This is a genomic window from Actinokineospora sp. (genome assembly GCF_052390155.1).
Lineage (GTDB): Bacteria > Actinomycetota > Actinomycetes > Mycobacteriales > Pseudonocardiaceae > Actinokineospora.
Map to the genome: position 1 here is coordinate 82,310 of NZ_JBQTHF010000024.1, position 24,140 is coordinate 106,449.

At 71.2% G+C, this 24,140-nt stretch carries 21 protein-coding genes and 1 pseudogene; 16 read left to right on the forward strand and 6 right to left on the reverse strand.

The window, feature by feature from the left end; genetic code table 11:
- The first annotated feature begins 17 nt into the window (after nucleotides 1-17).
- From ACT4N7_RS09015 to ACT4N7_RS09025, 3 genes are all read left to right on the forward strand, one after another.
- Nucleotides 18-533: an ArsR/SmtB family transcription factor gene (locus ACT4N7_RS09015; protein ID WP_444828155.1), complete on the forward strand. Its 516-nt coding sequence runs from the start codon at nucleotides 18-20 to the stop codon at nucleotides 531-533.
- 137 nt (nucleotides 534-670) lie between these two features.
- On the forward strand, nucleotides 671-2,083 hold the full coding sequence (hflX, locus tag ACT4N7_RS09020) for a GTPase HflX (protein WP_444828222.1): 1,413 nt from the start codon (nucleotides 671-673) through the stop codon (nucleotides 2,081-2,083).
- Nucleotides 2,084-2,216: 133 nt separating this feature from the next.
- Complete coding sequence (locus ACT4N7_RS09025) at nucleotides 2,217-3,242, forward strand: hypothetical protein (RefSeq protein WP_444828156.1); 1,026 nt, start codon at nucleotides 2,217-2,219, stop codon at nucleotides 3,240-3,242.
- A gap of 6 nt (nucleotides 3,243-3,248) precedes the next feature.
- Here ACT4N7_RS09025 and lexA read toward each other — a convergent pair whose 3' ends face one another.
- Nucleotides 3,249-3,944 (reverse strand): transcriptional repressor LexA, encoded by a 696-nt coding sequence (gene lexA / locus ACT4N7_RS09030; protein WP_444828157.1) that lies wholly within the window; start codon nucleotides 3,942-3,944, stop codon nucleotides 3,249-3,251.
- 275 nt (nucleotides 3,945-4,219) lie between these two features.
- Between lexA and ACT4N7_RS09035 the strand changes: the two genes are divergently transcribed.
- The 9 genes and pseudogenes from ACT4N7_RS09035 to ACT4N7_RS09075 all read left to right on the forward strand — a co-directional run bounded on the left by ACT4N7_RS09035 (nucleotide 4,220) and on the right by ACT4N7_RS09075 (nucleotide 12,900).
- The gene (locus ACT4N7_RS09035; RefSeq protein ID WP_444828158.1) at nucleotides 4,220-4,690 is read left to right on the forward strand and encodes a LysM peptidoglycan-binding domain-containing protein; all 471 of its coding nucleotides are present in this window, start codon (nucleotides 4,220-4,222) and stop codon (nucleotides 4,688-4,690) included.
- 475 nt (nucleotides 4,691-5,165) lie between these two features.
- Nucleotides 5,166-5,636, forward strand: coding sequence for a transcriptional regulator NrdR (nrdR, locus tag ACT4N7_RS09040; RefSeq protein WP_444828159.1), 471 nt, complete (start codon nucleotides 5,166-5,168; stop codon nucleotides 5,634-5,636).
- Between the two features lie 139 nt (nucleotides 5,637-5,775).
- A complete protein-coding gene (locus ACT4N7_RS09045; protein ID WP_444828160.1) occupies nucleotides 5,776-8,607 on the forward strand; it encodes a vitamin B12-dependent ribonucleotide reductase in 2,832 nt (943 codons plus the stop codon).
- Nucleotides 8,608-8,760: 153 nt separating this feature from the next.
- Entirely contained in the window at nucleotides 8,761-9,627 is an 867-nt protein-coding gene (locus ACT4N7_RS09050; RefSeq protein ID WP_444828161.1) for an RNA polymerase sigma-70 factor, read from the forward strand.
- Nucleotides 9,628-9,678: 51 nt separating this feature from the next.
- Nucleotides 9,679-10,410 (forward strand): SDR family oxidoreductase, encoded by a 732-nt coding sequence (locus tag ACT4N7_RS09055; protein WP_444828162.1) that lies wholly within the window; start codon nucleotides 9,679-9,681, stop codon nucleotides 10,408-10,410.
- Nucleotides 10,407-10,802, forward strand: a complete 396-nt coding sequence (locus ACT4N7_RS09060) for a hypothetical protein (protein ID WP_444828163.1) — start codon at nucleotides 10,407-10,409, stop codon at nucleotides 10,800-10,802. The genes ACT4N7_RS09055 and ACT4N7_RS09060 overlap by 4 nt, the downstream gene beginning before the upstream one ends.
- 16 nt (nucleotides 10,803-10,818) lie before the next feature.
- Nucleotides 10,819-10,935, forward strand: a pseudogene (locus ACT4N7_RS09065) (hypothetical protein); the annotation flags it as partial.
- Nucleotides 10,932-11,855 carry an NADP-dependent oxidoreductase gene (locus ACT4N7_RS09070; protein WP_444828164.1) on the forward strand — a complete coding sequence of 308 codons (924 nt, stop codon included), beginning with the start codon at nucleotides 10,932-10,934 and terminating at the stop codon, nucleotides 11,853-11,855. The pseudogene ACT4N7_RS09065 and the gene ACT4N7_RS09070, both read left to right, overlap by 4 nt.
- A 79-nt stretch (nucleotides 11,856-11,934) precedes the next feature.
- On the forward strand, nucleotides 11,935-12,900 hold the full coding sequence (locus ACT4N7_RS09075; protein ID WP_444828165.1) for a neutral zinc metallopeptidase: 966 nt from the start codon (nucleotides 11,935-11,937) through the stop codon (nucleotides 12,898-12,900).
- A 26-nt stretch (nucleotides 12,901-12,926) separates the two neighbouring features.
- Here the strand turns inward: ACT4N7_RS09075 and ACT4N7_RS09080 are convergent, their stop codons facing one another.
- A complete protein-coding gene (locus ACT4N7_RS09080) occupies nucleotides 12,927-13,403 on the reverse strand; it encodes a hypothetical protein (RefSeq protein WP_444828166.1) in 477 nt (158 codons plus the stop codon).
- Nucleotides 13,404-13,465: 62 nt separating this feature from the next.
- On the opposite strand from ACT4N7_RS09080, the gene ACT4N7_RS09085 reads away from it, so the two are divergent.
- The 3 genes from ACT4N7_RS09085 (at nucleotide 13,466) to ACT4N7_RS09095 (ending at nucleotide 15,287) form a co-directional block, all read left to right on the forward strand.
- On the forward strand, nucleotides 13,466-14,479 hold the full coding sequence (locus tag ACT4N7_RS09085) for a helix-turn-helix transcriptional regulator (RefSeq protein WP_444828167.1): 1,014 nt from the start codon (nucleotides 13,466-13,468) through the stop codon (nucleotides 14,477-14,479).
- A gap of 31 nt (nucleotides 14,480-14,510) precedes the next feature.
- Nucleotides 14,511-14,654 carry a helix-turn-helix domain-containing protein gene (locus ACT4N7_RS09090; RefSeq protein ID WP_444828168.1) on the forward strand — a complete coding sequence of 48 codons (144 nt, stop codon included), beginning with the start codon at nucleotides 14,511-14,513 and terminating at the stop codon, nucleotides 14,652-14,654.
- Nucleotides 14,655-14,852: 198 nt separating this feature from the next.
- Nucleotides 14,853-15,287 carry an ImmA/IrrE family metallo-endopeptidase gene (locus ACT4N7_RS09095; RefSeq protein WP_444828169.1) on the forward strand — a complete coding sequence of 145 codons (435 nt, stop codon included), beginning with the start codon at nucleotides 14,853-14,855 and terminating at the stop codon, nucleotides 15,285-15,287.
- Between the two features lie 319 nt (nucleotides 15,288-15,606).
- On the opposite strand, the gene ACT4N7_RS09100 is transcribed toward ACT4N7_RS09095, so the two are convergent.
- Genes ACT4N7_RS09100 through ACT4N7_RS09110 form a run of 3 tightly spaced genes read right to left on the reverse strand, consistent with a single transcriptional unit; the run spans nucleotide 15,607 to nucleotide 20,490 of the window.
- A complete protein-coding gene (locus ACT4N7_RS09100; RefSeq protein WP_444828170.1) occupies nucleotides 15,607-16,665 on the reverse strand; it encodes a DUF2293 domain-containing protein in 1,059 nt (352 codons plus the stop codon).
- Nucleotides 16,662-17,474 carry an SWIM zinc finger family protein gene (locus ACT4N7_RS09105; RefSeq protein WP_444828171.1) on the reverse strand — a complete coding sequence of 271 codons (813 nt, stop codon included), beginning with the start codon at nucleotides 17,472-17,474 and terminating at the stop codon, nucleotides 16,662-16,664. Before ACT4N7_RS09105 ends, ACT4N7_RS09100 begins: the two co-directional genes overlap by 4 nt.
- Nucleotides 17,467-20,490 (reverse strand): DEAD/DEAH box helicase, encoded by a 3,024-nt coding sequence (locus tag ACT4N7_RS09110; RefSeq protein ID WP_444828172.1) that lies wholly within the window; start codon nucleotides 20,488-20,490, stop codon nucleotides 17,467-17,469. Before ACT4N7_RS09110 ends, ACT4N7_RS09105 begins: the two co-directional genes overlap by 8 nt.
- A 92-nt stretch (nucleotides 20,491-20,582) precedes the next feature.
- Between ACT4N7_RS09110 and ACT4N7_RS09115 the strand changes: the two genes are divergently transcribed.
- Nucleotides 20,583-22,112, forward strand: a complete 1,530-nt coding sequence (locus tag ACT4N7_RS09115; RefSeq protein ID WP_444828173.1) for an amidohydrolase family protein — start codon at nucleotides 20,583-20,585, stop codon at nucleotides 22,110-22,112.
- Here ACT4N7_RS09115 and ACT4N7_RS09120 read toward each other — a convergent pair.
- Nucleotides 22,082-24,109 carry a prolyl oligopeptidase family serine peptidase gene (locus ACT4N7_RS09120; RefSeq protein WP_444828223.1) on the reverse strand — a complete coding sequence of 676 codons (2,028 nt, stop codon included), beginning with the start codon at nucleotides 24,107-24,109 and terminating at the stop codon, nucleotides 22,082-22,084. The genes ACT4N7_RS09115 and ACT4N7_RS09120 overlap by 31 nt on opposite strands.
- Nucleotides 24,110-24,140: the final 31 nt, after the last annotated feature.

Here is a 24,140-nt window from a genome sequence, read left to right on the forward strand (position 1 = left end):
GGTCCTAGAGTTGGGGGGTGAGCGAACTTCCCGTGAACCGTCGTGCCGCGACGCCGGTCGAACTGGAGGCGTTGGGGTCGGCGGTCCGGCTGCGGATCATCCGCCTTGCCTACCACCGACCCCTGACGAACAAGGAGATCGCCGAGCGGCTCGACAAGGACCCCTCGACCACGCTGCACCACGTGCGCAAACTCGTCGCCGCCGGATTCCTCGAAGCGCTGCCCGCACGCCGGGGCAACCGCGGGGCGAAGGAGATCCCGTATCGCTCGACCGGGTTGTCCTGGGGGCTGAGCTACCGGTACGACGGGCGGGTCGACTTGGCCGAGGCGATGCTGCAGGCGTACCTCGGCGAGGTGTCCGACGCCGGCCTGGCCAAGGTCGACCAGACCCGCCTGGTCGTTCAGGTGGACGAGTCCGGCCGGGCGGAGCTGATGGACCGGATCAGCGCCCTGCTCGACGAGTACGCGCGGCGACCACTCGCGCAGGGCGCCGCCCGCACCGCCATCTACGTCGCGTTCTATCCCGGTGAATAACCGGGTCGAATTGCCGGCTACAACGTGCGACCATGGAGAGGCCGGATACCGAACGGGTACCGACTGTTTCGCCACTACACGAAGGACGGGTTCACCAGGTGACAGAGGAATTCACTCAGCAGGAGATCAACGGCGCGATGACCGATCCGGCTGAGGTCTCCCTCGGTGAACTCGAACTGGAAGAGCGCTCATCGCTACGGCGCGTAGCGGGTCTCTCGACCGAACTGCAGGACATCACCGAGGTCGAGTACCGGCAGCTCCGCCTGGAGCGGGTGGTGCTCGTCGGGGTGTGGACCGACGGTTCCGCGCTGGAGTCCGAGGCGTCGCTCGCCGAGTTGGCCAGGTTGGCCGAGACCGCGGGTTCCGAGGTGCTCCAGGGCCTCGTGCAGCGCCGCGACCGGCCCGACCCGGCGACCTACATCGGCTCCGGCAAGGTGCAGGAGCTCGGCGACATCGTCCGCTCGACCGGCGCCGACACCGTGATCTGCGACGGCGAGCTCTCGCCGAGCCAGCTCCAGCAGTTGGAGGCGCGACTCAAGGTCAAGGTTGTCGACCGCACCGCGCTGATCCTGGACATCTTCGCCCAGCACGCGCGGTCCCGGGAGGGCAAGTCCCAGGTCGAGCTGGCGCAGCTCCAGTACCTGCTGCCGCGTCTGCGCGGCTGGGGCGAGACGCTATCCCGCCAGGCGGGTGGCCGGGCGGGCGGCGGCAACGGCGGCGTGGGTCTGCGCGGTCCCGGTGAGACCAAGCTGGAGACCGACCGGCGCCGCATCCGCGCGAAGATCTCCAAGCTGCGCAAGGAGATCAAGGCGATGGGCACGGTCCGCGACACCAAGCGCGGCAGGCGCGTCGCCAACTCGATCCCGAGCGTGGCCATCGCCGGCTACACCAACGCGGGCAAGTCGAGCCTGCTCAACGCGCTCACCGGCGCGGGCGTCCTCGTCGAGGACTCGCTGTTCGCCACCCTCGACGCGACGACCCGGCGCACCGAGACGCCGGAAGGCCACGTCTACACGCTGACCGACACGGTCGGGTTCGTGCGCCACCTGCCGCACCAGCTCGTCGAGGCGTTCCGGTCCACATTGGACGAGGTCGCCGACGCCGATCTGGTCGTGCACGTGGTCGACGGCGCCGACCCGATGCCCGAGTGGCAGGTGACGGCCGTGCGCGAGGTGCTCAACGACATCGGCGAGCGCCGCGACCTGCGGATGCCGCCCGAGCTGGTGGTGGTCAACAAGGTCGACGCGACCAGCGAGTTCGCGCTGGCCCGGCTGCGCCACCTGTTGCCCGGCGCGGTGTTCGTCTCCGCGCACACGGGTGCGGGCATGCCCGAGCTGCGTGAGCGGATGGCCGAACTGCTGCCGCGCCCCGACCACGAGGTCGACGTACTCGTCCCGTACGCGCGCGGCGAGCTGGTGGCCAGGGTGTACCGCGAGGGCGAGGTGCTGACCGAGGAGCACACCGAGGCGGGCACCCAGCTCCGGGCTCGGGTCAATGTCGACCTCGCGGGGGTGCTGGCGGGCTTCACCGCCAACGGCAGCTCCGCGTAGACCGCGCCGAAGGCCCCGGTTCGCCGGGGTCTTCGGCACGTCCGGGTGAACCCGGCGCGGTCGGACACGTCCTGCATTGCGTGGACTTCCCGACGGCTACCGTGGGTGGGAGTCGCTGGAGTGGGAGGTGGCAGTGCGGGCGTTGGTGACCGCCGCGCTCGTCGCGGGGTTGGTGGGGTTCGGTGCCGCGGGTGCGGTGGCGCAGCCGCAGGCCCCGTCGGACAAGTGCGTCACGGCGGACAAGCGGCTCGGCGAGCTGTCGGGCCTGGTCGCCGACGGGGACCGGTGGTACGCGGTGAACGACGGCGGCACCAAGTCGAGCGTGTTCGTGCTGACCAAGGCGTGCGTGGTCGAGCGTGTGATCAGCGGGCCGACCGACCCGTTCGACGTCGAGGACCTCGCCCGCGCGGCCGACGGGACGTTCTGGCTGGCCGACGTCGGCGACAACGACAAGAAGCGCACCACGGTCGCGCTGATCGCGCTCACGCCCGCCGGGAAGACCACGCTGTACCGACTGACCTATCCCGACGGTCCACACGACACCGAGGCGCTGCTGCTCGACCGGACCGGCACGCCGTACCTGGTCACCAAGAACCCGCTCGGCCGCGCGGACATCTACCGGCCTATCGCAGCCCTGGTGAGCCCAGGGCCGACGATGTTGGAGAACGTCGGCTCAGTGCAGTTGAGCAGCACCGACACCCAGGGCGGGCCCGTTCCCCCGATCGTCGGCTCGGTGTTGGTTACCGGCGGCGCGGTGAGCCCGGACGGCACTGTCGTCGCGCTGCGCACCTACACCGACGCGTACCTCTACGCCGCGCCGGACGGCGACGTCCTGGCCGCGCTCAAGCGGGAGCCCGCCAGGGTCCCGCTGCCGGGGGAGCAGCAGGGCGAGGCCATCGCGCTCGAACCGGACGGCACGCTCGTGTCCGCATCCGAGGGCGTCGGCGAGCCCATCCGGGTGGTGCCCGGCGCGACGGCGCTGGCCCCGGCGAGGTCCGAGCCCGCTCCGGCCGACACCGCGGACCGCTCCGGCGGCGCGGCGGCGCCTGCCCCGGCTGACGGTGGCGGGCTCGCGACCCTGCCCGCGATCGGGTTCACCGCCGTAGCCGTCGGCGGGACGCTGTGGCTCATGCACCGTCGCGCGCGCAAGCGCGCCTGAGACCGCTCAGAGCCTGCGCAACACCGCCACGACCTTGCCAAGGATGGTCGCGTCGTCGGCCGGGATCGGCTCGTACGCCTCGTTGTGCGGCAGCAGCCAGACGTGGCCGTCGCGGCGCTTGAACGTCTTCACCGTGGCCTCGCCGTCGATCATCGCGGCGACGATCTCGCCGTTGTCGGCGGTGGGCTGCTGGCGCACCACGACCCAGTCGTCGTTGGCGATGGCGGCGTCGATCATCGAGTCGCCCGCGACCTTGAGCATGAACAGCGAACCCTCGCCGACGATCTCCTTCGGCAGCGGGAACACGTCCTCGATGGCCTGTTCGGCCAGGATCGGGCCACCGGCGGCGATCCGGCCGAGCACCGGCACGTAGGTCGGCTTGGGCCCCTGGTCGTCCTGCTCGATGATCACCGGGGTGATCCGCTCGCCGCGCAGTTGCGCGGGTGTCGCGTCGGCGGGGAGCACGCCGATCGCGCGCGGCCGGTTCGGATCGCGGCGCAGGTAGCCCTTCTCCTCCAGGGCGCGGAGCTGGTAGGCCACCGACGAGGTGGACGTCAGGCCCACCGCCTCGCCGATCTCCCGGACGCTGGGCGGATAGCCGAAGCGCTGCACCCAGGACCGGATGACCTCCAGCACCTGCCGCTGCCGCAGCGGCAGCTCGGCGCCGTCCGGGGTCTGGTCCAGCTCGGGGAAACTGCGCACGTTGCCGCCCGCAAGGGGCTTCCTCTTCGGTGCCCCTGCGGGCTTCCGACCACTCGTGCCTGCCACTGCGCTGCCTCCCGTACGAACCCGGGGCGGCCACTGGCGCCCCGGTGATGGATCCACGTCGATCATCTCCGGGGTCGACGGTAGCCCGCCGACCTGGGGAGATCAAACACCTGTTCGAGCGACACGCCGGGGAACTCTCGATTTTGTCGGTGCCAGGTGGTACACATTCGCACGGACGTTCGATCGAACGGTAGTTCGAGGAGGTTGCGATGACGGCACTGCTGACATCCGGGTCGGCCGAGCGGGTCGCGGGCAGGTCTTCGCACGTGGTGGCGCCGCCGAGGCCCGCGCTGCGCCCGGTTCGCCGGACCGGGCGGGGCAGGCTCGGGCCACCCGGTCGGCCGCGGGTGGCGGGCGCGCCGCACGTCGTCGCCAGGCCGGATTGCGCGCCCCGCCGCGCGCCTGCGCCGATCGCCGTCCTCGTCGGGATCGCGGCGGTGGTGGCGCTGGCGGTCTACGGGCTCGGCGCGTTCGCGGGTTCGGTGGCGGGCGGTGCCGACGTCCCGGAGGCGACCACGGTGGTGCGTGTCGCGCCGGGGGAGAGTCTGTCGGAGTTGGCCGGGCGGATGGCGCCCGGGAGCGACATCGAGGCCGTCGTGGCCAAGATCCGCGAGTTGAACTCGCTCACCGGTTCCGACGTCGCGGTCGGACAGCCGCTGACGGTGCCGTTCTTACGCTGACCCGGCCGCCGCGAGGCGACCACTCGTAGTGCCGCGTGCCGTTCGTGGGGACGGTGTCGCGAAGGCGTCCGTGTCGGTGCCGGACGCGTGGTGTGGATCACGCCTGCTGTCGTGCGCGGTTCGTGGTCCACCGCCTACGTCCGGTGAGTGCGTCGGCCAGACCGGCGTTAGTCCAGACGGGTGATGTGTGACGTTCACCTGGATGTCGGTGCCACCGGCTGTGCGCGCGCTCGTGAATCGCTCACGTTCGGTGCCTTCCGGGCCGTGTCGGCTTGCACTATGTGGCGTTGAGGCATACCGTCGACCCCAACATCTAGTAGTTACGCCCCTGTAGTTCGTCCACAGGTTGGGGTGAGTTATCCACCCCTCATCCACGTGTTATCCACAGATTGATCACCAAGCGTGGCGGTGTGCGCTCTGCCGATCGGGGTACGCCAGGTGTCCGACAGCCGTTCGAGGAGTGGGGTGAGGTCCGATGCGGTGTCCGTTCTGTCGGCACTCCGACTCCAGGGTCGTCGACTCCCGCGAGGTCGACGACGGGCAGGTGATCCGGCGCAGGCGGTCCTGCTCGAAGTGCAGCCGCAGGTTCACCACGGTCGAGGAGGCCGTCCTCGCTGTGGTGAAGCGGTCGGGGGTCACCGAGCCGTTCAGCCGCGACAAGGTGGTCCGCGGCGTCCGGCGCGCCTGTCAGGGCAGGCCGGTGGACGAGGACCAGTTCCAGCAGTTGGCGCAGAAGGTGGAGGAGACCATCCGGGCCACCGGGAGCGCGGAGATCCCGAGCCACGAGGTCGGCCTGGCCATCCTCGGCCCGCTCCGCGAACTCGACGGTGTCGCGTACCTGCGGTTCGCGAGTGTGTACCGGTCGTTCTCCTCGGTCGAGGACTTCGAGAAGGAGATCGCCGACCTGCGCGCCGCCATGGCGGACGAGGCAGCGGATGAGCAGTAATCGGCGATCGCGACGACGCGGCGCGTCGTCCCGACCCCGGGGCGGGGACCAGCAACACCAGCAGCTCAGGCCGCATCGGACGGGGAGCCCGGACGTGGCCACACCAGGACAGGCGAGTGACGAGGGAGAGGGACCGGTCATGACCGAAACCGTCGGGACCCCGGCGGCGGGCGGCCGCGCGGAGCGCAACGGCGCGCCGGAGCGCCTGCTGCGCGTGCGGCGTGTCCACACCACCGAGGGCGTGCACCCGTACGACGAGGTGACCTGGGAACACCGCGACGTGGTGATGACCAACTGGCGCGACGGCTCGGTGAACTTCGAGCAGCGCGGCGTCGAGTTCCCCGACTTCTGGTCGGTGAACGCCACGAACATCGTCACCAGCAAGTACTTCCGCGGCGCCGTGGGCACCCCGGTGCGCGAGCATTCGCTGCGCCAGCTCATCGACCGCGTGGTCAGGACCTATGTGGCCGCCGGTCTCCAGCACGGCTACTTCGCGTCCACACCGGACGCCGAGGTCTTCGAGCACGAGCTGACCTGGATGCTGCTGCACCAGGTGTTCAGCTTCAACTCGCCGGTCTGGTTCAACGTCGGCACGTCCTCGCCCCAGCAGGTGTCGGCGTGCTTCATCCTCGCTGTCGACGACACGATGGACTCGATCCTCAACTGGTACAAGGAAGAGGGGCTGATCTTCAAGGGCGGCTCGGGCGCGGGCCTGAACCTGTCCCGCATCCGCTCGTCGAAGGAGCTGCTGTCCTCGGGCGGCACCGCGTCGGGGCCGGTGTCGTTCATGCGCGGCGCCGACGCGTCCGCGGGCACCATCAAGTCCGGCGGCGCCACCCGGCGCGCCGCGAAGATGGTCGTGCTCGACGTCGACCACCCCGACGTCGAGGTGTTCATCGAGACCAAGGCCCGCGAGGAGGAGAAGATCCGCGTTCTGCGCGACGCGGGCTTCGACATGGACCTCGGCGGTTCCGACATCACCTCGGTGCAGTACCAGAACGCCAACAACTCCGTGCGCGTGTCCGACGAGTTCATGCACGCTGTCGAATCCGCGGGCCAGTTCGGCCTGCGGTCGCGCACCACCGGCGAGATCATCGAGCGGGTCGAGGCGAAGGGCCTGTTCCGCAAGCTCGCGAAGGCCGCGTGGGAGTGCGCCGACCCGGGCATCCAGTACGACGACACCATCAACGCCTGGCACACCTGCCCGGAGTCGGGTCGGATCACCGCCTCCAACCCGTGCAGCGAGTACATGCACCTGGACAACTCAAGCTGCAACCTGGCGTCGTTGAACCTGATGAAGTTCCTCAACGCCGACGGCACGTTCGACGCGGAGACCTTCGCCAAGGCCGTCGAGATCGTGATCACCGCGATGGACATCTCCATCTGTTTCGCGGACTTCCCGACCAAGCCGATCGCCGAGACCACGCGCCGGTACCGCCAGCTCGGCATCGGCTACGCCAACCTCGGTGCGCTGCTGATGGCCACCGGCCACGCGTACGACTCCGAGGGCGGCCGGGCGCTCGCCGCGGCCATCACCTCGCTGATGAACGCGACCGCGTACCGCCGGTCCGCTGAGCTGGCGGGCGTCGTCGGCGCGTTCGACGGCTACGCGCGCAACGCCGAGGCCCACCAGCGGGTCATGCGCAAGCACGCCGCGGCCAACGACCTCGTCCGCACCTACCACTCCACCGACGCCGCCGTGCAGCGCGTGGCGACCCGCGAGTGGCAGGCCGCGCTGGAGATCGGCGGCCGCGACGGCTGGCGCAACGCGCAGGCCAGCGTGCTGGCGCCGACGGGCACCATCGGTCTGATGATGGACTGCGACACCACCGGCATCGAGCCCGACCTGGCGCTGGTCAAGTTCAAGAAGCTGGTCGGCGGCGGTTCCATGCAGATCGTCAACCAGACCGTGCCGCGCGCGTTGAAGTCCCTGGGCTACCAGGACGAGCAGGTCGAGGCGATCGTCGAGTACATCGCCGAGCACGGCCATGTGGTCGACGCGCCGGGCCTGCGCCACGAGCACTACGAGGTGTTCGACTGCGCCATGGGTGAGCGGTCCATCGCCCCGATGGGCCACGTGCGGATGATGGCGGCGGTGCAGCCGTTCATCTCCGGCGCGATCTCCAAGACGGTGAACATGCCGGAGGCGGCGACGGTCGAGGACGTCGAGGAGATCTACTTCCAGGGCTGGAAGCTCGGCCTCAAGGCGCTGGCGATCTACCGCGACAACTGCAAGGTCGGCCAGCCGCTGTCGGCTGGCAAGGGCGCCAACGACGGGACGACGGCCAAGGCCGAGCCCGAGCGGATCGTCGAGTACCGCCCGGTCCGCAAGCGCCTGCCGAAGAAGCGCCCGAGCCAGACGGTGTCCTTCACTGTCGGCGGCGCCGAGGGCTACCTGCACGCCGGGTCCTACCCGGACGACGGCCTCGGCGAAATCTTCGTCAAGCTCGGCAAGCAGGGCTCGACCCTGGCCGGCGTGATGGACGCGTTCTCCATGTCGATCTCGGTAGGCCTGCAGTACGGCATCCCGCTGGAGTTCTACGTCTCGAAGTTCCAGAACCTGCGCTTCGAGCCCGCGGGCATGACCGACGACCCGGACGTGCGGATCGCGACCAGCGTGCTCGACTACCTGTTCCGCAGGCTGGCGCTGGACTACCTGCCGTACGAGAAGCGCGCCCAGCTCGGCGTCTTCACCGCCGACGAGCGGTCCGCCCAGGTCGCGTCCGACTACAGCGGACCGTCCGATCTGGACTTGGAAGGTCTGCGAACCTCGGTCGACGCGTCGCCACGGGCCACGATCGAGGCCGCGCGGTCCGAGCCGGTGACGGTGCACAGCTCCACGGAACTGCTCGAACTGCACCTCGGCAAGGCCGCCGACGCACCGCTGTGCATGACCTGCGGCACCAAGATGCGGCCCGCGGGCTCCTGCTACGTGTGCGAGGGCTGCGGCTCCACGTCCGGCTGCAGCTAGTGGTTGCGGTCGCAACCACTAGTGGTGTGACCACTAGTGTCCTGCCCTGGTTCTGTGCCCTGTCTAGGATGAACATGCAGGTCAACGGTGGCGTCGAGTCGGCTCGGCGCCACCGGGCGCCCGCCGGCCCGTCGCGGCCAAGGTGACGGGAGCATGGATGCGACAGCGGTCTTCGAGGCGCAGCGGGCTCGGCTGTTCGGCATCGCCTACCGGATGCTCGGCTCGGCGGCCGAGGCGGAGGACGTGGTGCAGGATGCCTACCTGCGCTGGCGTCAGGCAGTCGGGGTGCGGGAGCCCGCCGCGTGGCTGGCCGCCGTGGTCACGAACCTCAGCCTGAACCGGCTCACGTCGGCCCGGGCGCGCCGCGAACGGTATGTCGGGCAGTGGCTGCCGGAGCCGGTGGCGACCGCGGACGGGGCACTCGGGCCGCTGGACACCGCCGAGCGCCGCGACTCGGTTTCCTTGGCGCTGCTGGTCTTGCTGGAGCGGCTCACCCCGGCCGAGCGGGCGGTGTTCGTGCTGCGCGAGGCATTCGCCTACCGGCACGCCGAGATCGCGGGCGTCCTCGGCCTCACCGTGTCGAACTGCCGCCAGCTCCACCGCCGCGCCCGGCTGCGGCTGGCCGACCACCGCCCCGCCACCGCGCGCGCCGACGACGGCGCGTTGTTCGAGCGGTTCCTCGCCGCCGCTCAGGAGGGGGACGTCGCCGGGTTGGAGCGGCTGCTCGCCGACGACGTCGTGTCGTGGGCCGACGGCGGCGGCAAGGTCGGCGCGGCGCGCAGGCCGGTGCTCGGGGCGAACCGGGTGGCCCGCTACCTGATCGGCTCGCTCGACAAGTTCGGCGCGGCGACTGAGGTCACGTTCGCCGAGGTCAACGGCGACACCGCGCTGCTCGGCTGGGTCGACGGGACGCTGTCCGGCCTGCTCGCGCCGCAGATCAGTGATGGGCGGGTGGTCGCGCTGCGGCTGCTGGCCAACCCGGACAAGCTGACGTTCCTGGCCGGTCAGTTGTCACGGTAGCCGGATCTGTCCGGTCTCCAGGACGACAGCTCGACGACCCTGGAGGATTCCGTGTCCAACCCGATCCTGGTCACCGGCGGCACCGGCACGCTCGGCCGCGTGGTGGCGCGCACGCTGACCGACGCCTGCCGTGCGGTCCGCGTGCTCAGCCGCACGGGCGAACCGCCCGGTGACCTGCTCACCGGCGCGGGCGTTGGCACCGCGCTGTCCGAAGTGGACACTGTGGTGCACTGCGCGACCACGCTCGGGCGCAAGGATGTCGAGGCCACCGCCACCTTGATCGCGGCGGCGAAGCGCGCGGGTGTGACGCACCTGGTGTATATCTCGATCGTGGGCATCGACCGGGTGCCACTGCCGTACTACCGGGCGAAACTGGCCGCTGAGCGGCTGATCGAGGACTCCGGTCTGCCGTGGACGGTCCTGCGCACCACCCAGTTCCACGATCTGATCGCGCGGCTGTGGTCCGTGCAACGGTATTCGCCCGTCCTGTGCTACCCGTCGGGCGTCAGCTTTCAGCCGGTAGACACCGGCACGGTGGCCGCCAGGCTGGCCGCCCTCGCCGCCGGGCCGCCCGCGGGCCGCGTGGCCGATCTGGGCGGACCCCGCGTGCTGACCGCGCGCGACTCGGCCCGCGCCTACCTCCGCGCGACAGGCCGCAGACGGCTGCTCGTGCCGTTCCGGGTGCCGGGCGCGACGTTCGCGGCCTACCGCCGCGGGGAGCACCTGGCCCCCGAGCACGCCGATGGCCAGGTCGACTTCGAGACCTTCCTGGCCGGCGCGTGAGGGCCGGGCTGGCGGCGCTCGCCGCTGTCGAACTCGTCCTGGGCCTATGGACCGTGTCGTTCCCCCGCTCGTTCTACGACACCGTGCCGACCGTCGCACTCGACCCGCCGTTCAACGAGCATCTGTTCCGCGATTTCGGCGGAGCGTCTCTCGGCTTGGCGCTGGTGCTCTCCGCGGCCGCGGTCTACCTCGAACGCAGGCTCGTGCGGATTGCGCTGTCGGCGTATCTGTTGTTCGCGGTGCCGCACCTGATCTTCCACGTCACCCATCTGGACGATTTCACCCGCGCGCAGGCGGTGCTGCTCAGCTCGGCGCTCGCGCTGTCGGTGGCGTTCCCGGTCGTGCTGCTGACGCTGACCAGACGGCTATCAGCCGCCGGAGTGGCCAGATGACGGGGCGCCTAAACGGTGTCACCTCGACCTCTCGGTCGACGGTCTCGCCGAGGGTGCGGCTCGCTGTGTCGCACTCGGCGCGACCAAGCCCCTTGACTTCGAGTTATCTGGAGGTTCCATTATCGGTCCATGACAGACGAGATGACCGCGGTCACCATCGCGGAGTTCGGGTCCGCCGACGTCCTGCGCCCGACGGTCCTGCCGCGCCCTGAACCCGGTGCGGGGGAGGTCCGGGTTCAGGTGAAGGCAGCGGGGGTGCAGCCCTTCGACGTGGCGGTGCGCGCGGGCAGGCGTCCGCCGCTCGGCGAGGTGGTGTTCCCGCAGATCCTCGGCAACGAGTTCGCGGGGGTGGTCGACGCCGTGGGGGTGGGCGTCGACGATCACCGGGTCGGCGACGAGGTGCTGGGCTTCGCGAGCCTCGGCAGCTACGCCGAGTACCGGGTCGCGCAGGCGGGCCAGGTCGTGCGCAAGCCCGCGGGTATGCCGTGGGATGTCGCGGGCGGGTTCAACTCGGCCGCGCAGACCGCGAGCGCCGCCGTGGAGTTCCTGCGGGTCGGCGCGGGGGAGACGCTGCTGGTGCACGGCGGGGCGGGTGCTGTCGGTGCTGTCGCGGTGCAGTTGGCCCGGTTACGCGGGGCAACGGTCGTGGCGACCGCGCGAGTGGCCAACCACCAGTACCTGCGCGCGCTGGGTGCCGTCCCGGTCGAATACGGCGACGGCCTGGTCGAGCGGGTTCGCGCGGTGGCGCCGCGCGGGGTCGACGCGGCGTTCGACTGTGCGGGAGCCGATGCTCTGCGCGCGTCGGTCGAGGTCGTGGCCGACCGTGACCGGATCGGGAGCATCGTCGCCTTCGACCTGGTGGCCGAGTTGGGCGTGCACTGGATCAGGGTGGTGCGTTCGGCCGAACGGCTGGCCGCGGTAGCAGGCCTGTACGACCGCGGGCTGCTGCGGTTCGCCATTCGGAGCCGGTTTCCGCTGGTGGCGGCCGCGGACGCGCACCGGGAGGTGGAGATCGGGCACGGTCGCGGCAAAGTCGTGCTCATGCTCGACTGAGCCGCACTATGATCGGGGCGCGACCGCCGGTCCGCAGGGGGGCGTCGAGACGGGGTGCGCTGAGCACGAGGTGGGGGGCATGAGCAGTCCAGAGGAGTTCCCGCGTGTGGAACCGCCGCTGGTCGACTACCGGCAGCTCTACCTCTCGCGGGTCGAGGTCGTCACCGTTGAGCAGCGGGAGCAGCGCAACTCGCCCCTGGTGCTGGTCGCCGTGCTCGGCATGGTGCTGGTCGGCGTGCTGGCCATCGCCTTGGTCGGCAAGGCGACCTCCGGCGGCCTGACCACCACAGTGCAGGGCACGCCGCTCGCGGTCGGCGAGCAGGGCGGGCCGGGCCGGTCGAGCGCCGAGCCGCGCACGCTCTCGCAGATCGCGGCCAACCCGCTGCTCACCCCGGGCGCCCCGCTGGCGGCAGTCGACTGCGCACTGCCCGCGCTCGGCACCGAGGCCGCCGAACTCGACGCCTACTACCGCGTCGGCATCGGCTGCCTCGACCAGGCGTGGCGACCCGTGCTGACCGCCGCGGGCCTGCCCTTCGGCAGCCCTGGCCTCAACATCGACGACCGGCCGCGCAGCAAGTGCGGATTCGCCCCGGCCAAGGACGAGGCCACCGCGTTCTACTGTGAGCGCGACAAGGTCATCTACATGCCGCGCGAGCGGCTGATCCGCGACGCGGGCGACGAGTCGGCGTTTCACCTCGCGGTGCTCGCGCACGAGTACGGCCACCACGTGCAAGCGCTCGCGGGCATCCTCGGCGCCGTCGACGAACGCGAACGCCGCGCCGACGAGGACGAGTTCCTGGAGCTGTCGCGGCGGGCCGAGCTGCAGGCCAACTGCTTCGCGGGGGTTTTCCTGGCCGCCGCATCGGGCCGCGGCGCGGTCGACGGTGAGTTGGCCGCGGAGTCGGCGCGCAGCTTCGAGGACACCCTCGGTTCCGACACGCATGGCAAGAGCCGCAACCAGGCCAAGTGGGCGATGGTCGGGTTCGAGGGCAAGTCCACCGGTTCGTGCAACACCTGGTCGGCATCCTCAGGCGACGTCGAGTAGCGGGCACTCGACGTCGCCCGCGGGCGTCAGAGGGCGGTTCGGGTGAAGTCCATGACCCAGTTGGTCTCCCAGGTCTGCTCGCCGTCCGCGGAGAACGCCTGCTCCCAGCGTGCCGACAGCGGCGTGATCCGCGACCACCGGTAGCGGACGCGGATGGGGACGCCCTCGTGCTCGTCGTCGCCGAAGCACTCGCAGACGCCGTTGGTGAAGCGGCCCGCCACGGACGGCTGCATCCGGCCGTCGCGGCTGTTGACCCAGTAGATGACCCACTGGTCGAGTTCGCGGTCGTAGGTGCGGAAGGACGTGCCCGAGAAGCCCCGGGTCGGGAAGTGGATCTCGTCGGCACTGCCCGCGCCGTCGAAGAACGTGCGCCCGGTGCAGGTGGCGGGGAACTCGTCCCACTCGTCGCTGCCCGCGAGCAGGGTGGTCAGCCGCCGGTTGGCGACCTTCCAGGAGCCGACGAGGAAGTCGAAGTCGGTGATCGTGGCGATCGTGGTGGTCATGCGAGGATCGTGGTGGGGCATCGCTGACATCTTCTGTCAGTGGTTCGGCGTATCTTCCCGCTGTGCGCGCGAGCCGGTTGCTGTCGATCCTCCTGCTGCTGCAGACCCGCGGCCGGATGAGCGCGCGCGAACTGGCCGAGCGGCTGGAGGTGTCGAGGCGCACCATCTACCGCGACGTCGACGCGCTGACCGCTGCGGGCGTCCCGCTCTACGCCGAGACCGGCCCCGCGGGCGGCTACCAGATCCTCGACGGCTACCGCACCCGGCTCACCGGCCTCACCGCGAGCGAGGCCGAGTCCCTGTTCCTCACCGGCATGCCCGGCCCGGCCGCCGAACTCGGCCTCGGCGCGACCCTGGCCGCCGCCGAACTCAAGCTGATGGCCGCGCTCCCGATCGAACTGCGCGAGCGCGCCGTCCGCATCCGCGAGCGGTTCCACCTCGACATACCCGGCTGGTTCACCGACGCCGAGGACACCCCGCACCTGGCCACCGTCGCGCGGGCCGTGTGGGAGCACCGGGCGATCGACGTGCGCTACCGCCGCTGGACGCCCACGCCCGCCGAGGTGCGGCGCACGCTGGAACCTTTGGGGTTGGTGATGAAGGCGGGCACCTGGTACGTCGTCGCCAGGGCGCGGGGTTCGCCGCGGACGTACCGGGTGGCGAGCATCCGCGCGGTCGAGTCCGTCGGCGAGCCGTTCGTCCGCCCGCCCGACTTCGACCTGGCCGCCTGCTGGCGCGAGTCGTCCCGCCGGTACGAGACGGAGGTGTACCGGGGGGAGGCGGTGGTCCGCTTGTCGCCGGAGGGCTTCCGGGTCCTGTCGGACGTGCTCGGCCCGGTGCTCGACCGCGCCGCCGCCGAGTCCGCGTCCGATCCCGATCCGCACGGCTGGTGTCGGGTGGTGCTGCCGATCGAGACCGTCGACCACGCGGTCGGCCAGTTCCTGCGGTTGGGGGCGGAGATCGAGGTCCTGGAACCGGCGGACCTGCGCACCCGGATGGCCGAGATCGCCACCGCCATCGCCGCCCGCTACGTCCTGAATGGCTCGATCCGTCCACGTTTGGGTCACACCTCTTGACTCGTGCGAAATTCGCACGATCATGGAGGCCATGGAATGGGTGGAAGTCGGTGAACGCGTTCGTCATGCACGCGTTGCGATGGGCTTGTCCCAGGAGGGCCTGGCCCGTGCCGTGGATCTGGATCGCACCATGATCGCAAAGATCGAGTCGGGTGCGCCTTCGCCAATTGATTGATAGCGGCTTCCTGGAGCCGTGCTCCTTGCTCAGATACCCGGCCCCGGTGGACGGAGATGGCGAAGCGCGTGCAGCGGCACGGTGGGTGCGGAGCCAGTTGTCGCTTTCAGACTTGCCAATCGAAACGCTGATGTCGGTGTGCGAGTCCGCCGGACAGATGGTGCTGATCACCGATCTGCCCGGTGAAGGTATGTCATGGTGGACAGCGATGTCGGGGTCGCGGTCGTGAGCCGCGCTTTGGATCCGGGTCGGCGGCGAGCCACTGCGGCGCACGAACTCGGGCACTTCGTCATTGGTGACGACTACGCGAGTGACGTGAGCTTTGCCATGCCGGACAAGCGCGAATCGGTCATTGACGTCTTCGCGGCCGAATTGCTGCTCCCGATGCGGGTGGTAGCCGATGCAGGCCCGAACATCAGCCGTGACAAGCTGATCGAGTTGGCCGCCCAGTACCGGACGTCGTGGCGGCTGGCCGTTCGTCAGGGGGTCCACGCGGGTGTTCTCGATCCGTCGAAGGCACGCAGGTGGATAGGGGGGCACCCACGAAGCCGGACTTCATGGATGCCCTTGGATGGGCGCCGCAACCTGACCTGGAATCGATTCGAGTTCCGCCGCGCTACGCCCATGCCGTGATGAGTGCCTGGCGCACCGGGACTATCAAATCGACGCGGGCTGTCGAGATGACGCACGGACAGATTTCGACCGACGAACTCCCCTGGCGGGACGAGGCGGAGTCCACGCCGTGACCGATGATCGCGGGCCTATTCCGTCAGTTTACGTCCTGGACAGCGCATGTCTCACCCATTTCGCGCTGTCGGATCGGCTCGATGTGCTGCGAGACCTTCTGCTCAATGAGTTCGGCGCCTCGAATCTCGTCACGACGCTTCGCGCCACCAAGATGCGGTTGCCCTGTACTGGTCCTGAGTTCGGCGAGTACTGCCGCAGGTACGGGCTACTGCCCAGATCTTGATGGCGGTTCCGCGGCCGACCGCCACCGGGCGAGGACGAGGTCGATGGTGTCGCGGATGTTCTCGCGGGCGGTGGCGCGGGGAACGCCTGCCATGAGCATGGCGTCGTAGTCGGTTTCCTCGTGGCGGATGGCGGCGACGACGGCGAGGGTGACGGCGTGCTCGTCCAGGGCTCGCCCCGCCGCGGACCGGCCGACGCGGCCGCTGCTGCGGGTTCCCGCGTGTTCGGCGATCGCCTGGGCGCGGGGGCCGGGCAGGCCGGGGAACAGTTCGCCGATGCGGGTGGCGAAGGCGGTCTGGAACTCGACGTCCTGGGCGGCGCGGCGGGCGCGGTCGCGCTGTTTGCGGCGCTCGCGAAGCTCCTCGTCGGCGAAGCACTGGGTCTCGGCGGTCTCCAGCGCGGACCGCTCGACCAGGATGCCGCGGCGCTCGAAGCGTTTGCGCGACTTGTTCCACAGCACCACCACCGCGGCCAGCCCGCTGGCCTTGCGCGCGCGGCGGGTCAGCGCCGCGTCGCCCGCGGGCAGGAACTCCAGGTGGCCCATGTCCGCGCAGTCGAGACACAGCGGCAGGTCGTCCTCCAGCAGGTGGAACTCGCCGGTCTCCCGGCATTGTGCGCAGTACCAGGGTTTCGTGGCAGTGAACGCCACCAGGTCCGGCACCTTGTGCTGCCGTTCGAGCAGCTTGGCCCGCCTGGTCTCTGGCAGGTCCGGGTCTGTCCACTGTGTCCGGTACGCGCGATCGTCGCCGGACGCGGTGAAGCGCAGGGCGCGGCGGTCGCGGGTGGCGGCCACATAGTCCACTTCGGACGGCAGTAGACCCTGGCCGCGCGCCCAGGACGCCAGCACCTCGACAGCTTCGGCCAACCGTTCCGGGGGGACGGCGGCGAGTTGGTCGAGTCGTTCGACTAGGCCGTGCTCCCAGCTCTGCACCACGCGCCCGCTCAGCCAGCCAAGCCCGACGAGCACGTCCACCGGAGCGACGAACTTCTTGCGCCGCAACAGCTCCTCGGCAACGGCGGACACCCGGCGGTCGAGTCTCAAGAGGACTCGCCCATCGCCCGGTAGGCGGGCCGCAGCAGTTCGATCAGCGGGCGGCCGCGAACGATCACGGGCAGCGGGTCGAGTTGGTCGAGCAGCGCGTCCGGGGCGGCGGGCACCGGCGGGCTGCCCGACGGCGTGGAGTGCTTGCCCCAGAACGAGTCCAGCACCGACGACAGCGGCTCGCCGGTGTCTTTCCGCGCCTGCGCGGGCGACCGGTCGCGCAGCGTGCGCAGGTGGTCGAGCAGTTCCTGCCTGCCCCGCCCGCGCCAGGCGAGGATCTGGAACGGGTCCGCGTCGAACGATTCGGCGAGCAGGTAGCAGGCCGCCGCGAGGTGCTTGCACGGCACCTCCCAGTCCGGGCACGAGCAGTCCATGGACAGCTCTTGCAGGTTGTCCGGGAACAGTCGCAGCCCGACCTTGTCGAACACCTCCTCGATGTCCGCGGGCATCTCGCCTGCCAGCAGCTTCGCCAGGAACAGCGCCTGCCCGGCCAGCGCCCGCTCCACCTCGATCCACTGCGCGGGGGTGAAAGCCTTGATGCTGATCCGAACCCGGTAGGGCTCCTGCCGCGATCCCTGCACCTGGGCGACCGCGATGCTCGTCGACAGCGACAGGCTCAACACCTGGCCCGCGCGGGCGTAGCGCTTGCCGCGCTCCAGCCGACCGCCCATGCCGAGTGACTCCAGCACCTCGATGAAGCGCCGCGACCACCAGGTCCGCGCGATCTCGCCGCGCTGGCTGCGCGCCCGCACCCCGCCCTCGACCCGGATCGTCTTCGTCGGCTCGTCGCGCCACCACTCGTCACTCACCGACGGCCTCCGCGGACAGTGTGACCAGCTCGCGCAGCTCCGAAGTGGACAGTTCGGTCAGCCAGTTCTCACCCGCGCCGACCACCAACTGCGCCAACGCCTTCTTCTGCTCGATCAGCTCGTCGATGCGCTCCTCCAGGGTGCCGATGCAGAGGAACTTGCGCACCTGCACATCGCGGCGCTGCCCGATCCGAAACGCGCGGTCGGTGGCCTGGTCCTCCACCGCCGGGTTCCACCACCGGTCGAGATGGATTACGTGGTTGGCCGCGGTCAGCGTCAGCCCCGTGCCGCCTGCCTTGAGCGACAACAGGAAGATCGACGGCCCCGCGCCGGACTGGAACCGCTCCACCATCGCGTCGCGCTGCTTCTTCGGTGTGCCACCGTGCAGGAACAGCACTTCGGTGTCGAACCGGGTCGCGAGATAGGGCACCAGCATGCTGCCGAACCCCGCGTATTGGGTGAAGCACAGCGCGCGGTCGCCCTCGGCGAGCACCTCCTCCAGCGTCTCCTCCAGCCGGGCGAGCTTGCCGGAGCGGCCCGCGATCCGCGAGCCGTCGCCGAGGAACTGCGCCGGGTGGTTGCAGACCTGCTTGAGCTTGGTCATGGTGGCGAGCACCAAGCCCTTCCGTTGCACGCCTTCACTTTCGTCGATCTTGGCGAGCATGTCGTCGACCACCGCGCGGTAGAGCGACGCCTGTTCGGCGGTGAGGTTGCAGAGCTGCTTCATCTCCAGCTTGTCCGGCAGGTCGTCGATGATCGTCGGGTCGGTCTTCAGTCTGCGCAACACGAACGGCCCGGTGATCCGGCGCAGTCGCGCGGCGGCGTCCTCGTCGCCGTAGCGCTCCACCGGCACCGCGAACCGCGCGCGGAACCGGGTCAGCGGGCCGAGCAGGCCGGGATTGGCGAAGTCCATAATGGACCACAGCTCGGCGAGCCGGTTCTCCACGGGCGTGCCGGTGAGCGCGATCCGGTGCCGCGCGGGCAGTCCCCGCACCGCCTGGGACTGCCGGGCCGCGCTGTTCTTGATGTTCTGCGCCTCATCGAGCACGACCCGGTCCCACGTCAACTCGCCCAGCATCGTGGCATCCCGGGCGGCCAGCGCGTAGGTCGTGATCACCAGATCGGTGCCCGCCACGGTGGCGCCGAGTTCGCCGCCGGTCAGTCGGTCGGCGCCGTGGTGGACGTGCACGCGCAGGCCGGGCGCGAACCGCTCGGCCTCACGCTGCCAGTTGCCCACCACCGACATCGGACACACCAGCAGCGTCGGCGGACGGTCCACTGTGGACCGGGCGAGCACCTCCAGGGCGAGCAACTGCACCGTCTTGCCCAGACCCATGTCGTCGGCCAGGCACGCGCCGAGGCCGAGCTTGTCGAGGAAGACGAGCCACGCGAGCCCGCGCCGCTGGTAGGGCCGCAGTTCGGCGGTGAACCCGGCCGGGGTGTCGACCGGATCGAGGGTCGCCTCGACGCCGCCGCCGAGCAGGTCGGCCAGCCAGCCCGTGCCGCCGATCCCGACCACCGGCACGGGGAAAACCGTGTCGTCGGCGGGCATCCCGGCCAGTGTCAACACCTCGCCCGCCGACATCTGCCCGGTGCCCTGACGCTCCAGGAACGCCAGGCCCGCGGCGAGCCGCCGCTGGTCGATGTGCACCCACTGGCCGCGCACGCGCACCAGCGGCACCTTCGCGGCGGCCAGCTCGGCCAGCTCGGCCTCGGTCAGCGTCAGGTCGCCGAGCGCGAGGTCCCAGCGGTAGTCGACCAGTTCGTCCTTGCCGAGCGCGCTGGTGCGCGCCACCGTGCCCGCGACGCCCCGGCTCGCGGTCGTCAGCTTCAGCCCCACCCCGGACGACGCGCGCCACCACGACGGCAGCAGCACGCCGAACCCCGCCTGGTCGAGCGCGGCGGCGCGGGTCAGGAACCGGTGCGCGCCCGCCGCGTCCAGCGCCAGGCCGACGGGGTGCGGCTCGCGCAGGGCGGTGTCCAGATCGGGCACGATCCGCCCCGCCCGGCCGAGGTCGGCGAGCAGCAGCTCCTGCGGTCGGGTGACCCAGCGGTGCAGCACGCCGTCGCGGTCGCCGCGCCACACCTGCTCGGCGGACACCAGCACGCTCGGGTCGTCGGCGGCCTGCAGCAGGAACTCCAGCGACCAGTCGTCGGACCGGGTCTGCTCGGGGGAGCGGAGCCGGAAGCACGCCCGCACCGGCTCCTCGCGCGACGCGCCCGCCCGCCAGGCGTCGAGCTGGTCGGCCAGCTTCGCCACCAGCTCGGGAGCCACGTCGAGGCGCGGGTCGCCGGTCAACGCGTGCAGCAGCGCGCCCGCGGCCTCCTCGACGGGCCGGAACCGGCCGGGCGGGGCGAGCCGGGTATCCGCGAGCCTGGCCCTGGCCGCGGCGTCCACCAGCGCGTCGAGCACCGGGTGCAGCACCTCGTCGGCCGCGCGACCGTCGAGCAGGTCCGGTTCGACCTGCTCGGCGCGCAGCGCGGGCGGCAGGCTGTCGCGCAGTCGGGCGAACCGGGCCGAGTCGACGCCGGACAGCGCGGGCCGCCAGCGCGCCGCCGGGCCGGTGGGTTCGGCGACCACGGCGGGCAGCACGCGACCGCGGGCCACCAGGTCGTCGGCGAACGCGGCCACCCGCGCCAGAAAGTGCACGCTCGCCCCGGCGCGCACGTCGTCGGCGAGCCCGACCAGCGCGGCCGCGATGTCTCCCGGGGCGCCGCCCAGCACCGGGACCAGCCACGGCCGCAGCCGCACCGCGCCGCGCGGCGCCGGGGGCGCGGTCAGCGGGTCGCGCACGAGTTCAGGTGAGGCGACCGGCGTGGACGGGTGCGAGGGCAGCAGCACCGGCAGCGTGCGGGTCGTGCCCGACACGCCGAGCCGCTCGGTGAGCACGTCGGCGGGGACGGCGAATGGGTGCCCGCGCACGGACCGGCCCGGGTGGCGGGTGGGCAGCTCGGAGTCCTCGGCCCAGAGCGCCACCTCGCCCGCGGCCGTGCCCAGACAGTGCAGCGCCAACACGGCACTGACCCTACCCAGTCGGGATTCGGCCTTGACCTTCACGTCGGGTGAGGTCGCAGAGTGGACGCCGATACCGCGCGAAGGAGGTAGCAATGTCCACATCGGACACAACGCGCAGGCGTTTCCTCGGCGTGCTCGGCGGCGGCCTCGCCGTGGCGGGCGGCGTGGTCCCGGCGCTGTCCGGCACCGCGTCCGCCGAGACCGGGCCGACCGTGCTCGCGGGCGCCACGCTCATCGACGGCACGGGTGGCGTGCCGCGGCGGGACAGCACGGTGGTGCTCGCGGGCGACCGGATCGTCGCGGTCTGCCCGCGCTCGGTTCCGCCGGGCGCGCGGGTGCTCGACCTGCGCGGCAAGTACCTGATCCCGGGCCTGTGGGACCTGCACGTGCACAGCATCGCGCTCGACCGCGTTTATCCGCCGCTGTACGTGGCCAACGGCGTCACCGGCATCCGCGAGATGTTCGGCCACAGCCACCCGACACTGCCCGACCTGCGCGACCGCGTCGAGTCCGGCCGAGTCATCGGGCCGCGCATGGTCATCGGCAGCACCATCGTCGACGGCCCCGGCTCGGTGTTCGGGCCGGTCGGGGCGGAGGTCGTCACGACCGAGGCCGAGGCCCGCGCGGTCGTGCACCGCGCCGCCGAGCAGGGCGCCGACTTCGTCAAGGTGTACTCGTTCCTGCGGCCCGACACGCACGCCGCGATCGCCGACGAGTGCGCCCGCCTCGGCCTGCCGTTCGCCGGCCACCTGCCCGAGCGGATCTCCGCCGGTCCGGCGGCTGCCCTCGGCCAGCGCACGTTCGAGCACCTGTTCGGAATGTACCTGTCCACGTCGGGGCGCGAGGCGGGCCTGCGCGCGCAGATCGAGGCGCTGGCGTTCGACCCGGCCGACCCGTACGGCTGGATCGGCCGCGTGCGGGCGATCGAGCGGTCGGCGGTCGCGAGCCACAATCGGGCCAAGGCGGCGGCGCTGTTCGCCCGGCTGCGCAGGCTCGGCGCGTGGCAGTCGCCGACGCTGACGGTGCTGCGCGTATTCGCCCAGCCCGCCGACGCGTTCGACTGGGCCGACCCGCGGCTGCGGTACCTGCCGTCGTTCATCACCCAGTACTGGCGTCAGCAGATCGAGGCCACCGCGCCGCGCACGCCGGAGTTGATCGCCGAGCACCGCGACTTCCTGCGCGCCGAACTCCGGCTGGTCGGCGCGATGCACCGGGCGGGAGTCGGCGTGGTCGCGGGCACGGATGCGAACAACCCGTTCTGCTTCCCGGGTTTCGGCCTGCACGACGAGTTGGCGCTGCTGGTCGAGGCGGGCCTGTCGCCGATGGCGGCACTGCTCGCGGCGACCCGGGACGCGGCCCGCTGCCTCGGCCTGGAGCACCGCCACGGCACGGTGGCCCCCGGCAAGGCAGCGGACCTCGTCGTGCTCGACGCGGACCCGTTGGCCGACATCGCCAACACCACGCGCATCCACGGCGTGGTGGCGCGCGGCCGGTGGATCCGGCCTGCCGAGCGCACCCGCCTGCTCGCCGACATCGCGCGGGCCGCCGCCGAGGCGGTGCCGCCTGGCCAACCGGTGGCGGCCTGCGGGTGTCAGCCCAGTGTGCTCAGCAGGAACTCGTAGACGATGGCGGACATGAACGCGCGCTGCGCGTTGTCGGCGGCGGCGCCGTGGCCGCCCTCGATGTTCTCGTAATACCTCGGGGTGTGGCCGAGTTCGCGCATCCGGGCCGCCATCTTGCGCGCGTGGCCCGGATGCACCCGGTCGTCGCGAGTGGACGTCACGAAGAACACCGGCGGGTACTCACGTCCACTGTGGACATTGTGGTACGGGGAGAACTCCTTGAGGTAGGCCCAGTCCGCGGGCTCGTCTGGGTCGCCCCACTCGGCCATCCAGGACGCGCCCGCGAGCAGCAGGTGGTAGCGGCGCAGGTCCAGCAGCGGCACCTGGCACACCACGGCGCCGAACAGCTCGGGGTAGCGGGTCAGCATCACGCCCGCGAGCAGGCCGCCGTTGCTGCCGCCCTGCATGCCCAGCCGTGCGTGCGTGGAGACCCCGCGGGCCACCAGATCCCTTGCCACGGCGGCGAAATCCTCGTACGCGCGCGGGCGGTTCTCCCGAAGCGCCGCCCGGTGCCACGCCGGGCCGTACTCGCCGCCGCCGCGGATGTTGGCCACCACATACGTGCCGCCGTGCGCCAGCCAGCCCCGGCCGAGGCCGCCGCTGTAGCCGGGGGTCAGCGACACCTCGAACCCGCCGTAGCCGTAGAGCAGCGTCGGGCCGTCCACGTTCGGCTTGGCCACGACGAAGTACGGCACGCGCGTGCCGTCGTCGGAGGTGGCGAAGTGCTGCTCGACGGTCAGCCCCTCGGCGTCGAAGAACGCGGGCGCCTGCCGCAGTGTCTCCACCTCGCCGCCGACCTCGCCGCGCAGCAGGGTCGAGGGCTGCAGGTAGCCGCTGACGTCGAGCAGGTACTCGTCGCTGTGGTCGGGGTCGGTGTCGATCACCTGGGCCGAGCCGAGGTCGGGCGCGCCGGGCAGCTCCGCCCGCGTCCAGCCGTCCGACCCCGGTGTCAGGACGGCCAGTCGAGTGACCACATCGGACAGTTCGGTGAGGATCAAGTGGTTGGCGGTCCAGGAGTATCCGCGCAGCGACGTGTGCTCGTCCGGCTCGAACAGCACCGCGAGGTCGCGCCCGCCCGCGAGGTAGGCGTCGAAGTCGGCCGCGAGCAGCGAGCCCGAGCGGTAGGTGGTTCCCTCGACCGTCCAGTCCGACCGGGGGGTGATCAGCAGCCATTCGCGGTGCACGTCGGTGTTCGCGTCGTCCGGCACCTCGATGCGCGCCAGGTCGCCCGCGGGGGTGCGCAGGAACTCCTCGGAGGTGAAGAAGTCCGGGTAGCGGCCGACGAAGTCACGCTCGAAACCCGGGGTGGGGTCGTGGTGCGCGTAGACCGTGACGTCCTCCGGCTTGCCCTCGAACACCACCTCGGCCTCCGCGAGCGGCGTGCCCCGGCGCCACCGCTTGACGATCCGCGCATAGCCGGACGTGGTCAGCGAGCCGTCGCCGAAGTCGGTGCCGACGTAGATCGTGTCGGCATCGATCCAGCCGACCCGGGTCTTGGCCTCCGGCAGGGTGAAGCCGTCCGCGACGAACTCGCGGGTGTCCAGATCGAACTCGCGGACGACGGTGGCGTCCGCCCCGCCCCGGGACAGCTCGACGAGCGCGAGCCGGTAGTCCGGCTTGCGGACAGCCGCGCCGTTCCACACCCAGCTCTCGCCCTCGCGCTCGCCCAGCGCGTCGACGTCGAGCAGCACGTCCCACTCGGGCGACCCGGACCGGTACCGGTCCATCGTCGTGCGCCGCCACAGTCCGCGCGGGTGCTCGGCGTCCTGCCAGAAGTTGTAGAGGAACTCGCCGCGCCGCCGCGGATACGGGATGCGGTCGTCGGCGTCGAGCACCTCGCGCACACGGGCTCGGGTGGCCTCGAACCGCTCGCCGCCGGTGAGGTCCGCGACGGTTTCGGCATTGCGGGCGCGCACCCAGTCGAGCGCCTGCTCGCCGGGCACGTCCTCCAGCCAGAGGTAGGGGTCCTCGGGGTTCGCGTCGGTCATGGTTCGCAGTCTGCCATCGGCGCCGCGGGTGGGTAGCGTG

Excerpts from the sequence above, each read along its gene's own strand:
- ACT4N7_RS09070 (WP_444828164.1), top strand. The coding sequence starts at position 10,932 with ATGACAGACGAGATGACCGCGGTCACCATCGCGGAGTTCGGGTCCGCC.
- ACT4N7_RS09045 (WP_444828160.1), top strand. The coding sequence starts at position 5,776 with ATGACCGAAACCGTCGGGACCCCGGCGGCGGGCGGCCGCGCGGAGCGC.
- ACT4N7_RS09115 (WP_444828173.1), top strand. The coding sequence starts at position 20,583 with ATGTCCACATCGGACACAACGCGCAGGCGTTTCCTCGGCGTGCTCGGC.
- nrdR (WP_444828159.1), top strand. The coding sequence starts at position 5,166 with ATGCGGTGTCCGTTCTGTCGGCACTCCGACTCCAGGGTCGTCGACTCC.
- ACT4N7_RS09050 (WP_444828161.1), top strand. The coding sequence starts at position 8,761 with ATGGATGCGACAGCGGTCTTCGAGGCGCAGCGGGCTCGGCTGTTCGGC.
- hflX (WP_444828222.1), top strand. The coding sequence starts at position 671 with ATGACCGATCCGGCTGAGGTCTCCCTCGGTGAACTCGAACTGGAAGAG.
- ACT4N7_RS09075 (WP_444828165.1), top strand. The coding sequence starts at position 11,935 with ATGAGCAGTCCAGAGGAGTTCCCGCGTGTGGAACCGCCGCTGGTCGAC.
- ACT4N7_RS09080 (WP_444828166.1), bottom strand. The coding sequence starts at position 13,403 with ATGACCACCACGATCGCCACGATCACCGACTTCGACTTCCTCGTCGGC.
- ACT4N7_RS09035 (WP_444828158.1), top strand. The coding sequence starts at position 4,220 with ATGACGGCACTGCTGACATCCGGGTCGGCCGAGCGGGTCGCGGGCAGG.
- ACT4N7_RS09090 (WP_444828168.1), top strand. The coding sequence starts at position 14,511 with ATGGAATGGGTGGAAGTCGGTGAACGCGTTCGTCATGCACGCGTTGCG.